Origin of the sequence: Mesorhizobium sp. M0437 (assembly GCF_040321335.1) — a bacterium.
Classification (GTDB): domain Bacteria; phylum Pseudomonadota; class Alphaproteobacteria; order Rhizobiales; family Rhizobiaceae; genus Mesorhizobium.
Genome location: NZ_JAMYRK010000102.1, coordinates 1 through 12781, shown reverse-complemented (window position 1 = coordinate 12781; position 12781 = coordinate 1). Strand labels below are relative to the sequence as shown.

The following is a 12781-nucleotide window of genomic DNA, read 5'->3' as shown; positions in this document are numbered from 1 at the left end:
TGAAGAAAAGCTGGCGCGCATTGTTGTGCCAATGCTGCAGGCATGGAGTGGTATCCGATACCAAATCGCAGAGCTGAGCAAGCAGCTGGCAGCGAGTTGGCCGGATCCTCCACCGCATAGCCATCGCCTGTGGCCCGCGGGTTCCTTCCTCGGGGACTTTCGTACGCCTGCCGGCGCCCGAAACTCTTCACGAAAGCGGAATGGCGGCTTGGAGGCTTGGAATGTGAGAAGCGGACGTTCAGGCGCCCCACGCATCGACGCGATCTGACCCATTCTCGGAAGTCGGGCCGGATAGACTCCAGGCCAGATTACCAATACAATCCCAGGTGCTGGGTTTCTGAAAGTATTCAACCCACATGGCCGAGATTCGAACCCAACGCCGCCTTGCCGCGATTCTGGCTGCTGATGTCGTTGGCTTTTCGCGCCTCATGGAGCACGACGAGGCTGGCACACTGGCCGCTCTCAAAGCGCGGCGGCGCGATGTTCTGGTTCCATTGGTTGCCCAGTACCACGGCCGCGTGGTCAAGGTGATGGGCGACGGTGTGCTGGTGGAATTTGGCAGTGCGGTTGATGCCGTCCAATGCGCCGTCGAATTACAAAAGGGTTTTACCGGGGCCAACGAGAGCGTGGCGGAGGCCTACCGCATCGTCCTGCGTATCGGCATCAATCTGGGCGACGTCATCGTCGAGGGAAGCGATCTCTATGGCGACGGTGTCAACGTGGCAGCCCGGCTGGAGGGTCTGGCTGAGCCCGGCGGCATCTACGTCTCCGCCACCGTGCACGATCATGTCACCGGCAAGCTGACATTGGCGTTCGACGATCTCGGCGAGCAGGCGCTCAAGAATATCGCAAAGCCGGTGCAGGTTTACCGCGCCGGAACAGGGGGGATCGGCAAACGCGCGGTGCAACCGGTGCCTCAACTCCTGGATAAACCCTCGATCGCGGTTCTGCCCTTCGTCAACATGAGCGGCGATCCCGAGCAGGAGTACTTTTCCGACGGCATCACCGAGGACATTATCACCGACCTTTCGAAGGTGTCCGGACTCTCCGTCGTCGCGCGCAATACGGTCTTCACCTTCAAGGGCAAGGCGGTATTAATCGAGGAAGTGGCGAAGAAGCTGAATGTCGCCTACGTCCTGGAGGGAAGTGTACGCAAGGCTGGAGGACGGGTGCGCATCACGGCTCAGCTAATCAATGGTCGTGGCGGCGACCATATCTGGGCCGAGCGATATGACCGGACGCTGGACGATATCTTCAAACTGCAGGACGAGATTTCCAAGACTATAGTCGATGTCCTCAAAGTGAAGCTGTTGCCTGAAGAACTGGAGACTATTACAAACCGCTCGACCGACAACCCAGAGGCTTACGAGACGCTGTTGATGGGCAGATCGTTCCTCAACAGGGGAGTCGAGACGAAGTTTATCAAAACAGCGCAGCGACTGTTTGCTAGAGCTGTTGAAGTTGACCCAAATTATGCGCGCGCTTATGCCGCTTTGGCTGATTGTGAGTGGCTTCTGTTGACTTGCAACGATCCCGACGCCAGCTTCGAGGCAGTCCTTTCCAACAGCTCACGGGCGCTCGAACTTGAGCCAGGTCTCGCTGACGCCCACGCATCACGTGGCGGGGCCTTGTTCGTAAATGGCCGGTATGCCGAGGCGGAAGTGGAGTTCGAGCGAGCTTTAGAGTTAGACGCCAGTTCTTCCGATACCTATTTCTCTTACGGCCGGAATTGTTTCATTCAAGGTCAATACGAGAAAGCTGCCGGTCTGTACCAGCGTGCCGTATCGTTGTCACCCGATGACTATCGGTTCTGGACCAATCTAGGGATGGTCTATATTTCACTTGGCCGCAGCGACGACGCCAAGGAAGCAAAAAGGCAAGGTGTGCTGCGAGTGGAAAAGGAAGTCAAAGCGCATCCCGACAATGCCACCGCGCTATGTTTCGGGGCCACAATGCTGGCGGAACTTGGCGAGATTGAACGCGCGCTGTCGTGGGCCTCCCGTGCTGAAATGTTCGCCGGAGACAACATTGCGGTTCAGTACAACATAGGCTGTTGTTATGCGAAGTTGGGCAAGACGGAGCAGGCTATCGATTGCCTGGAACGTCAGCTAACTGCATCACGTGCCTACCTCATTTTGCGCATGCCATGGATGCGTCAGGATAGCGACCTCGACTCGCTCCGCGCTCATCCCCGTTATGTCGCGCTTGTCAATCGGATGGGGGCCCAAATAGTCGCGACTGGAGCTCGAATATCAGCAGGCCACGAGGAGAGTGAAGCAATGACCCTGAATATGATGCCCAGAAAATGAGTTGGTTGAGGGCAGGCCCGTTCCTGGCGCAACTACGCCCTCAAGCGCCGTCGCCGGTAGTGTCCGCTGTAAGGCGGTGGCACAACTAACTTTAACGGCCGACATTGGCGCAAAGCATTCGCGGCTCCAATCGGGAAGTGAAGCCGCTGTTGGTCAGACCTCCGTTGCCTCGGCAAGTTCAAGGGCATCCTCGACGTCGACACCGAGATAACGGACCGTGTTCTCGATCTTGGTGTGGCCAAGCAGGATCTGGATGGCTCGAAGATTTCCCGTCGCCTTGTAGATGATGGACGCCTTGGTGCGTCGCAGAGAATGCGTGCCGTATTCCTGGGGTCTAAGCCCGATCGCCGCGACCCATTCGTCGACGAGACGGGCATACTGTCTCGTGCTCAGGTGAGCTGCGCGCTGCGCGGTCGATCCTGCTCGGAAATGCATAGTCATCAACGGTCCCGCCGCGTCGTTCCAGCGTTCCAGCCACACGAGAAGGCTCGCGCGAGCGTCACCCATCAACTCGAACTGCACTGGCCGCCCCGTTTTCTGTTGCACTACCATCGCGCGGCTGCGGATTTCCGGGCCGATTACAAGAGTGCCGATCTTGATCTTAACGAGATCGCAGCCCCGAAGCTTGCTGTCGATCGCCAGATCGAAGAGCGCTCGATCGCGCAGGCGCTGCTCCCGATCAAGGAAGAAACGGATCGCCCATATCTGCCGAGGCTTAAGAGGGCGTTTCGTGCCAACCTTCATGCCCGCATTCCAAGCGCAGTGATTGGTGGCAACGGGGTCGTAGTGTGAATTTCCCATTTCGTTTCTCCTTCGGTCATGATTGGCCCCAGGAGGAACGCGTATGGCCTGTCAGGGTCTGGGCCGGGAGCGCACTGACAGCTCTCAGCTGCCGATCTTCAAGAGCGGACGTTCAGTCCGGTCGCTTTCTAACGTCCCGAAAGCTAACTTCCGGCGGGATCGGAAATGCTGACTCGATCCGGTGTCAATATGTGTCGTGACCTGACCGCTGAGCCGCCCTTCATCAGCCCATTTCGCTGCTCGATAACCGACCCTTCACCGCAACCAGCGTTCCTGATCCCAAACCGGACATTGCGAGCGTCACCCCCGCTTTGAGCGATCGCTCTAAATCGCGAGGACGGGAGTTCAACGAAGGGGGCGCGTCCGACAGGCTGGCCTGTTTCCTCGAGTTATGCATTATGGAATTCTAAATTATCCGGGCATCAATCTGAGTTTTGAGTTGAAGACGAGCGTCGCACTCTCCTTCGGGTCGTTTACACTGGTGCCCGCCGAGCGCATGCTACTGCAGGGCGATCAAAGATTGAAGATCGGCAGCCGTGCGCTGGACATCCTCATCGTCCTGGCGTCGCGGCCCGGCGAAGTCATCTCTAAGGATGAATTCGTCTCGCTGGTCTGGCGGAACACGTTCGTCGAAGAAAACAACCTGCGCGTTCACATCGCATCGCTCCGCAGGATTCTCGGCGAAAGCAGCGACGCTCCGCAATACATCTCCAACATCCCCGGCCGGGGCTACAGCTTTGTGGCCGCCGTCTCTCATAAGGCGGCCCCTGTCAGTCTAGAGGGGCAGCCGGCCTTTGGCGGCAAGCCGTCGGTACCCCGTCTTGCGAACCGAGTTATCGGCAGGGAGGCGGTTATTGATCTGCTGGAGCGACAGATGCCGAAGCAAAGGCTGCTTACGGTCGTAGGACCAGGTGGTATTGGAAAGACGACGGTGGCAATCGCGCTTGCGGACCGTCTCAAAGACCAGTATCCGGGCGGGACCGCATTTGTGGATCTCGCTGGGATTTCGAACGGAGAACTGCTCACCGGGTCGATTGCCGCCAAGGCAGGCTGTGTGCTCTCGTCGTCTGATCCTCTTGCCGAGCTTGCCAGACAGCTCAACCACCGCTCGATGCTGCTCATCCTGGATTGTTGCGAACATCTGATTGACGAGGTTGCGGTGGTCGCGGAAACCCTGATCGCCGAGACGCAGCAGTTGACCATCCTTGCGACCAGCAGGGAACCGCTTCGTATCCCAGCCGAATGGGTTCTTCGCCTGCCACCCCTGGACTGTCCAGGCACCAACGAAGCGCTCGACGGCCCGGCTGCGCTGCGTTTTCCGGCAGTCCAGCTTTTCGTCGAACGCGTTTCAGCCAGCGTCGGCGGCTATTTCCTAAGCAACGCCGAAGCGCCGATCGTGGGCGAGATTTGCTGCCGGCTCGACGGCATCGTGCTTGCCATCGAGCTGGCCGCCGGGCGTGTGGACACCTTGGGCATTGCAGGCGTCGCGGAATCGTTGCGGAACAATTTCGACATCCTGACGCGCGGACGGCGCACGGCGCTTCCACGCCACCAGACGCTGCGCGCGACGTTGGACTGGAGCTATACGCTGCTCTCGTCGACGCAACAGTTCGTCCTTGCCCAGCTATCGCTGTTCAACCAGGAATTCACGCTCGAAGCGGCGCGCGCCGTTGTATCGGGCGAAGGGGCGGTCGATGTGGAAGGCAGTATCGTTGACCTCATCGCGAAATCGCTGGTGGTCGCCGACCGCAGCGCCCATCCCATCCGCTACCGCCTGCTCGACATGACGCGCGCCTATGCGGCGAAGAAGCTTTCGGCATCCGGCTTCGAGAACGAGGCGTCATACAGGCATGCGACCCACTACCGCACGCATTTCGACGATGCCGCGCGACAGTGGCAGGTCGCGCAGGAGCCGGTATCCCCGGAAATCTACAGCCGCGACATCGGCAATCTGCGGGCGGCCCTCGACTGGTGCTTTTCGCCAGCAGGCGAGAGCGCGATGGGCGTTGCGATGACGATCGCGGCGATCCCATTGTGGTATCAGCTGTCGCTCGTCGACGAATGCCTGTCGCGTGTCCAGCAAGCGCTGGACTGGCTTGAAAAGCAGCCGGAAGCCGACAAACGGAGCCTGATGCAGCTGCATGCGGCATTGGGTTTTCCGCACATGCGCGCGATTTCGGGCCGACCCAGCGGCGCTGAGGCGTGGACGCGCGCGCTCGAGATCGCCCGCAAAGTTGACGACGTGGACTTCCAGTTGCGTGCCCTCTGGGCACTCTGGGTGGATCGAACCAACAGCGGCGAACCCCGCGCCGGGCTCGAGATGGCCGAAGCCTTTCTCATACTGTCGGAGCGGTCGACCGACGACGCCGATCGGCTTATCGGCGAGAGGATGAAGGCCAGGTCGCTGCACCTGCTTGGCGACCAGACCGGTGCGGAGGACCATGTGCGGCGCATGTTGGCCGCCTATAAAGCGCCGGCTAACAGAGCACACCTTGCGCGCTTTCAATATGAGCAGCGCATTACCGCTCGCATTACGTTGGCGCGTGTGCTGTGGCTTCGCGGTAAGACAGACGAAGCTCTGCGCGAGATAGACGACCTTATCGAAACAGCGATTGCCGCAGGCCACAATCTTACGCTTTGCCACGCGCTGTCGGACGCGGCCTGTCCGGTATCGCTGATGGCGGGTGATCTGGCACGCGCCGAACGCTACACTGAAATGCTGCATCGACGCACGAGAGATCATGCGCTCGATGTCTGGCATGCCTATGCGGAGTGCTTCGAGGGCGACATCCTGATCCGGAGTGGCGAGGCGGCGACAGGCGTCACCCTCGTTCGCGAAGCTCTCGACCGATTGGATCGCGCGGGATTCTATCTCTATCAAACCGTCTTCCAGTCAATCCTCGCCTCCGGGTTGACGAGGCTTGGCCGAGAACCGGAAGCCATGGCTTTGCTGGATGGCGCACTGTCGCGATGTCAAGTTAGCGGCGAGGCTTGGTATTGCGCTGAGCTGATTCGCCAGAAGGGCGTGATCTTGGCCGGGCAATCCTCGCGCCGGCCCGACGCCCGGGCGCTCTTTGAGCGCGCGATAACGATTGCCCGTGACCAGGGAGCCACAATCCTGGAGCGACGTTCAGCCGACAGTCTTGCCGCGCTAAACAGGCACGTTAGCACCGTTTAGCATCGATTTACTGGTTTACACCGCTCTCCTGCGCGACTGTTTCGGCACCGAACGAAGCACACACTATGCCAAGGAACAGAGCGATGAACTCAACCCGCATTACCTCCTTTCGTCGAACTGTCGTGGCCGGCCTGACCAGCACCGCACTGCTCTCTGTTCTGACAACTGCCGTGCTGGCCACGCCAACAACTCCGGTTCAGCAAAATCAGGCAGCGGCATGCGGCGCCGCTTGCGTGGAGACGCAGACGCTCGATGTTGGCGGCATCGCCTACCCGCGTGAGTTCGGCGAGGAGGTCATCCGCTTCTTGGGCGATGAGACGCGGCCATGAGCGCCTTCCAATCCTCCGCTTCTTTCACCCGTCGCGACGTGCTTGCGGCAGGCATGGCCAGCGCCGCAGCGACGCTACTGCCGGCGAACCCAACCCAGGCGCTCTCGGCGGAAGTCGCCACCCAAACCAGAAAAGGAAAACAGACCATGGGCTTCATCACCACCAAGGACGGCACCGAGATCTTCTACAAGGATTGGGGGGCGGGCCAGCCGATCGTCTTCCATCACGGCTGGCCGCTCAGCGCCGACGACTGGGACAATCAGATGCTGTTCTTCCTGGAAAATGGCTACCGTGTCATTGCGCATGATCGCCGGGGCCACGGCCGCTCGACCCAGGCCGCCACGGGAAACGAGATGGACACCTATGCCGCCGATGTCGCGGAGCTGGCCGAGGCGCTGGACCTCAAGGAAGCCGTCCACATCGGTCATTCGACCGGCGGCGGCGAGGTCGCGCACTATGTGGCGCGCGCCGAACCGGGGCGGGTTGCCAAGGCGGTGCTCATCGGGGCGGTGCCGCCAATCATGGTGAAATCGGACAAGAATCCAGGCGGCCTGCCGATCGAAGTGTTCGACGGATTCAGAGCAGCGCTTGTCGCGAACCGCGCTCAATTCTACATCGACGTTCCTTCCGGCCCCTTCTACGGCTTCAACCGGCCAGGCGCGAAGATTTCGCAGGGTCTCATCAAGAACTGGTGGCGGCAGGGCATGATGGGCGGCGCGAAGGCGCACTACGACTGCATCAAGGCCTTCTCCGAGACAGACTTCACCGAGGATCTCAAGGAGATCGACGTTCCGGTGCTGGTCATGCACGGCGATGACGACCAGGTCGTTCCTTACGCGGATTCCGCGCCGCTTTCCGTCAAGCTGCTCAAGCGTGGCACGCTGAAGACCTATGAGGGTCTGCCGCACGGCCTGTGCGCTACGCATCCCGAGATCGTAAACCCCGACCTGCTCGCCTTCATCAAAGGTTAGCTGGCAGCGGAAGCGGAGACTTGCCGTGAATTCAACCAGCACGTCGACCTACCGACGCTCGTCCTGCACGGAGACGACGATCAGATCGTCCCGATCGCGGATTCGGCGCTGCTGTCGGCGAAGCTGATCAAGAACGCGAAACTGAAGGTGATCAGAGGTGCACCGCACGGTTTATGCACCACACACAAAGACGAGGTGAACGCGGAGCTCCTCGCCTTCATACGCAAAACGGCCTGACTCCCCGCATCCTCCCCCCACAGGCCGTTGACTGCGCTACGCGGGCAACCGCGTGCCCGCGTAGCGCCTTTCCTCAATAATCCCGGCAGCCGCCGGACAAAGGAGATCAAATGTTCACTTTCAATACCCGCCGCACCGCACTGGTGTTTGCTGCTGCACTGCTTTCCTCGAGCCCAATGCCGATGATGGTCAATGCCCCTGTAAGCGCCGCCGCTGAGATCGTGGACTCGACCACCCACTACCACACCGTCAAGATCGGTGGCGTCGACGTTTTCTATCGTGAGGCAGGGCCGGCTAACGCGCCGGTTGTGCTTCTGCTTCACGGCTTCCCGACCTCTTCACACATGTTTCGCAATCTGATCCCGGCGCTTGCCGACCGCTATCACGTGATCGCGCCCGACTACCCGGGATTTGGCGAGAGCGCGGCACCTGATCACACCAAATTCGCGTACACCTTCGCTAACTACGCCGATCTGGTGGATGGCTTGCTCGGGCGACTCGGCGCGAACAACTACGCGATGTACGTCATGGATTATGGCGCTCCGGTCGGATACCGGCTCGCGCTCAAACATCCGGAACGGGTAACCGCCTTGATCGTGCAAAACGGCAACGCTTACGAGGAGGGCCTGAAGGAATTCTGGGATCCGATCAAGGCCTATTGGGCGGACGGTTCGGCCGCGCATCGGACGGCGCTGAGTTTCCTTGTCACGCCTGCCATCACGAAATTCCAATACACGGACGGCGTAGCCGACGTTTCCCGGATCGACCCGGACAATTGGGAACATGACCAGGTGCTGCTCGACCGTCCCGGCAACAAGGACATTCAGCTCGATCTCTTCCACGACTATGGCAGCAACGTCCCACTCTACCCGAAATTCCAGGCATTTTTCCGCGAGCGCAAGCCGCCAATGCTGGTCGTGTGGGGCAAGAACGACAAAATCTTCCCCGCCGATGGCGCCGGCCCATATCTTCGTGATTTGCCAGGAGCCGAGCTTCATTTGCTGGATACCGGGCATTTCGCGCTCGAAGACAAGCTGGACGAGATGGTTCCGCTTATCCGGGACTTCCTGGACCGCAAGGTGGTTACTAACTGAGCCGGCGTCAGCCGCGATCTGAGCGCTGGCGGCGTTACGGCCGCCAGCGGATGGCCGGAAAACGCCCGCCAGAATTTACTTTCGCCTCGCGGCTTTTGCCTGTGCTGCCTGGCCGCCTCCCGGCGCTCGATGGGTGTGCTCAGTCGAAACCTGAGCGCCGTCAATGAGGTTCGCCCGCCAGCCGCAGGCGCGGACCATACCGTCTCTCTTCATCGCCGCCGCGGCCAACTTGGATCAGGAGATTTCGTGACGAGCAAGCTCAACGGAAAAGTCGCAGTGATCACCGGTGCAACGAGTGGCATCGGTTTGGCCGCGGCAAAACGGTTTGCGGCGGAAGGCGCCCGTGTATTTATGACCGACCGACGAAAAAAGGAACTCGATGCGGCCGTCAACGAAGTTGGCAATGATTCGCGAGGCATTCAGGGTGACATAGCGAATCTAGCCGATCTCGACCGCCTTTTTGAGATCGTGAAGGATGAGGCCGGCGCCATCGACATCCTATTCGCCAATGCGGGTGGCGGCGAATTTTCCGCTCTTGGCGCTATTACGGAAGAACATTTCGACAGAACCTTTGGAGTCAACGTAAAAGGCACGCTCTTCACAGTCCAGAAGGCGCTGCCGCTTCTCCGTGACGATAGCTCGATCATCCTTACTGGATCGACCGCTGCGACCACTGGCACGCCTGGGTTCAACGTGTACGGCGCCAGCAAGGCAGCAATCCGCAACTTCGCGCGCAGTTGGATACTCGATCTGGCCGGCCGAGGGATCCGCGTCAACATACTTGTTCCCGGCGCGACCTCTACTGCCGGCTGGCACGAGCTCGCGCCATCCGAGGAGGCACACAAAGAGATGATCCGGTTCGTGTCGACAAGAACGCCGTTAGGGCGTCTCGCTGACCCCGACGAAACCGCAAGCGCGGCCCTCTTCCTTGCTTCCAGCGACAGCAGCTTCGTCACGGGAAGCGAGCTGTTTGTGGATGGCGGCTCCGCGCAGATCTAGATTTCAGGTTACGTCGTGGGGACCGTGACACAACCGCTTGCCAATCGGAACACTGACTGAAAAGAGAAAGATCATGCCTGAACAACGCCCGCCGCTGCCGCCATTCACCCGCGAAACCGCCATCCAGAAGGTTCGCAGTGCAGAAGATGGCTGGAACAGCTGCAATCCCGAACGCGTTTCGCTCGCCTATACTGTTGACAGCTATTGGCGCAATCGCTCGACTTTTGTGCAGGGACGCGATGCTATCGTCGCCTTCCTGACCGGCAAGTGGGTGCGTGAACTGAATTATCGGCTGATCAAGGAACTTTGGGCCTTCACGGACAACCGCATCGCCGTTCGCTTCGCCTATGAATATCACGACGATTCCGGCAACTGGTTCCGTGCCTATGGCAATGAGAATTGGGAATTCGACGAAAACGGCCTGATGCAAAAGCGCTTTGCCTGCATCAATGATTTGCCAATTCAGGAATCAGAACGCGAATTGTTCTGGGACCGTTCCGGACCACGTCCGGCCGATCATCCGGGCCTGTCGGATTTAGGATTGTAATCGTCGGAGAAGGTTCGAACTTTATTCCGGTTCTTGCCGAGATCCTCCGCGAACATGGCTTCGAAGGCGCGAGCCGCCATCCGCCAGAAGAACGGACTCGGGGAAATCTCGAAGTTGGCCCCACGGATCTGCCAAATCGTCCGGGTTCTCGTGCCATCTAGCACACCATCTAGCGGCTCTCAGGGAGCAATGAATGGCCCACAAATTCGCCGAAATCGGGTTCACTGACGCAGTGAAATCCGTGCAGCAAACGATGGGCAGCCGCAGCGCTTATGCACGCCGTGAAGTCGGTTCCACCGGCAACGTCGCCACGGACAGCCGTATTTCGCTGCTGCTGATCGACTCTCCGAACAGGCGCCGTCTCAAGATCTTCGGTCGAATGCATGTCATCGGTACCCAAGATGATGCGGCGCTCGCGGCAAGGCTGACACTCGCCGACTATGCTTCGGCGGTCGAGCGCGTGATGCTCATCAAGGTCGAGGCCTTCGACTGGAACTGCCCGCAACACATACCCCCGGCTTTACCGAAAACGATATTGCGGCAGCTTTCGCCACTCACCGGGAGTGTAGACGGATGCAGGACAAATCGCAGACATCGGAAGCGCCGATATTCGGCGTAGTTCATTGCGCTGCCGGTCTTCATTCTGCACGGCACGGCGTACAAGGGGACGAAGCCGGCCGGCAGCCAATTGTTTTCGACATTGTGGGCTCGTCCGACAAGACGCTCAAGTTATATCCCTCCCACTTTAACGACCTGCTGAACGATCTTGGCCGCGCAACGGTCATGTCGGATGTGCTGGCATGGATCGGGGCGCGTTTGCCGGTCGAGCAAACCTCTGCCGCAGCAGGTTGACGGTTCACAAGGCTCACGGGTGGAGTAAAGCAACGTGTTTCCGGAAGCGCCAATTCGCATTGCTGTCATGCTCAGTCACGCGTCCGGCGACGGTTGTGTTGAGTTCTCTCGGTTCCTTGCCGTCTACTACGCGCTTCTGGATGCCGGCGCTGAAATGCTGCTTGCGTCGGTATCAGGAGGCTATCCCTGGCCGACGCGGCCCAAACGACCCGGCGGGGAAGGAAGCGAACTGGCGGCGCGGTTTCGAAGCGACCGGCATGCTCGCGATGATCTGGCAAACACGCTTACCTTTGGCCAAGTCTTCATCGAGGATTTTCATGGTGGCTTCTGCGTCGGTTTGCCGGGCTCAATCTGGAGCAGCAACGATGACGGCTTGGCGGGGTCGCTGATCGGTCGATTTCTGCAGGCCGGCAAACCGGTTGCAGTCCTCCCAAGCCTGTTCGACATCCAACCGAAAGGTGCGGGTGGCGGCCTGCTTATAATCGGCGATGGCGATTGGCCGCCGTCGCGGGCCGTTCATGCGCTCTTGGCTTCGGTTCCGAGGCTATCTGAGAAAGAGAGGACTCTCCCGTGACGCTCCACAGACGCAGTTTTCTTCGCGGTGCAGAAAGGTCCGCTTTCAGGCGGTCGCAAAGCTGGTCTCTACGGCCGAGATGAGGCGCATTGCCGTCCGGCAGCCTGTGGGCCGGAAGCGGCCAACCCCAAGTATAGAAATGTCCAACACCGGCCGCCCTTGGCGAGTGTGCTCCACCCATTGCCCTAGCGAATAGCGGCCTGACCGCCGCAGCCACGACCCGCGCAAGCCCTCCTGAACCCCAGCTGAACGCCGCCTTCAGCCTTAGTTCGAACGGCATCTCCTAAAAAGAAGCCGTTCAACCGCGGTCCCGTCCGCCAAAGGAGACGCTCTCATGATCCGCAATTCTTTCATCGCAACCGCGCTTGCCGCTCTTGTCGGTATCACTGCCGCCGCTCCGGCCATGGCCAATGACGTGCGCATCGAGCAATATGGCTGGTCGAACTCGGCCGGCGGCGCCCAGAACGGCTTCAAAAACCGTATCCGGGTGTATCAGAACGGCCGCTTCAACAAGGTGATCGGCCAGCAGCGCGGCCGCCACAACCTTTCGGCTATCGGCCAGGACGGGGCCGGCAACTACGGCGCCACCTACCAGAACGGCAACCGCAACGTGGCCGGCGTCGGCCAGTTCGGCTCCAACCACACCACCATTCTGACCCAGGACGGTAACGGCAACATTGCTGCCGGCGTACAGGTGGGCCACGGCTGCGATGCCAATGTCAGCCAGGGCGGCAGCGGCAATGTCGCAGCTTTCGTCCAGGCCTGCCCATAAACACGGCAACGGCCAGGGGGGCGCCCGGCCCCGCCCCCGGCCCCCCCGCGCCCCGCCACCCCGCGCCAGCACCCCCCCCCGCCCGACCCCGGACACCCCCGGGCAGGGGCGCGGCCCG

At 60.2% G+C, this 12781-nt stretch carries 13 protein-coding genes; 12 read left to right on the top strand and 1 reads right to left on the bottom strand.

All coding sequences use genetic code 11. From position 1 onward, the window contains the following. The first annotated feature begins 356 nt into the window (after positions 1-356). Positions 357-2309, top strand: coding sequence for a tetratricopeptide repeat protein (locus NKI72_RS32305; protein WP_352618158.1), 1953 nt, complete (start codon positions 357-359; stop codon positions 2307-2309). A 153-nt stretch (positions 2310-2462) separates the two neighbouring features. Here the strand turns inward: NKI72_RS32305 and NKI72_RS32300 are convergent, their stop codons facing one another. Beyond that, positions 2463-3110: a tyrosine-type recombinase/integrase gene (locus NKI72_RS32300; protein ID WP_352686920.1), complete on the bottom strand. Its 648-nt coding sequence runs from the start codon at positions 3108-3110 to the stop codon at positions 2463-2465. 439 nt (positions 3111-3549) lie between these two features. Between NKI72_RS32300 and NKI72_RS32295 the strand changes: the two genes are divergently transcribed. From NKI72_RS32295 to NKI72_RS32245, 11 genes are all read left to right on the top strand, one after another. Then, complete coding sequence (locus NKI72_RS32295) at positions 3550-6288, top strand: ATP-binding protein (protein ID WP_352851927.1); 2739 nt, start codon at positions 3550-3552, stop codon at positions 6286-6288. Positions 6289-6371: 83 nt separating this feature from the next. Beyond that, positions 6372-6617: a hypothetical protein gene (locus NKI72_RS32290; protein ID WP_352503612.1), complete on the top strand. Its 246-nt coding sequence runs from the start codon at positions 6372-6374 to the stop codon at positions 6615-6617. Positions 6618-6763: 146 nt separating this feature from the next. Next, positions 6764-7588, top strand: coding sequence for an alpha/beta fold hydrolase (locus NKI72_RS32285; RefSeq protein WP_352851931.1), 825 nt, complete (start codon positions 6764-6766; stop codon positions 7586-7588). Next, a complete protein-coding gene (locus tag NKI72_RS32280) occupies positions 7589-7825 on the top strand; it encodes an alpha/beta fold hydrolase (protein WP_352851929.1) in 237 nt (78 codons plus the stop codon). It begins immediately after the preceding gene. Between the two features lie 182 nt (positions 7826-8007). Next, the gene (locus tag NKI72_RS32275; RefSeq protein ID WP_352851925.1) at positions 8008-8919 is read left to right on the top strand and encodes an alpha/beta fold hydrolase; all 912 of its coding nucleotides are present in this window, start codon (positions 8008-8010) and stop codon (positions 8917-8919) included. Positions 8920-9165: 246 nt separating this feature from the next. Then, entirely contained in the window at positions 9166-9918 is a 753-nt protein-coding gene (locus NKI72_RS32270; RefSeq protein WP_352851923.1) for an SDR family NAD(P)-dependent oxidoreductase, read from the top strand. Positions 9919-9991: 73 nt separating this feature from the next. Then, positions 9992-10465 (top strand): nuclear transport factor 2 family protein, encoded by a 474-nt coding sequence (locus NKI72_RS32265; protein WP_352618179.1) that lies wholly within the window; start codon positions 9992-9994, stop codon positions 10463-10465. 193 nt (positions 10466-10658) lie between these two features. Continuing rightward, positions 10659-11084, top strand: a complete 426-nt coding sequence (locus NKI72_RS32260; protein ID WP_352618151.1) for a hypothetical protein — start codon at positions 10659-10661, stop codon at positions 11082-11084. Further along, on the top strand, positions 11039-11317 hold the full coding sequence (locus NKI72_RS32255) for a hypothetical protein (RefSeq protein WP_352851922.1): 279 nt from the start codon (positions 11039-11041) through the stop codon (positions 11315-11317). The genes NKI72_RS32260 and NKI72_RS32255 overlap by 46 nt, the downstream gene beginning before the upstream one ends. A gap of 34 nt (positions 11318-11351) precedes the next feature. Beyond that, positions 11352-11891 (top strand): transporter, encoded by a 540-nt coding sequence (locus NKI72_RS32250; RefSeq protein ID WP_352851920.1) that lies wholly within the window; start codon positions 11352-11354, stop codon positions 11889-11891. 334 nt (positions 11892-12225) lie between these two features. After that, the gene (locus NKI72_RS32245; RefSeq protein ID WP_352452314.1) at positions 12226-12663 is read left to right on the top strand and encodes a curlin; all 438 of its coding nucleotides are present in this window, start codon (positions 12226-12228) and stop codon (positions 12661-12663) included. Positions 12664-12781: the final 118 nt, after the last annotated feature.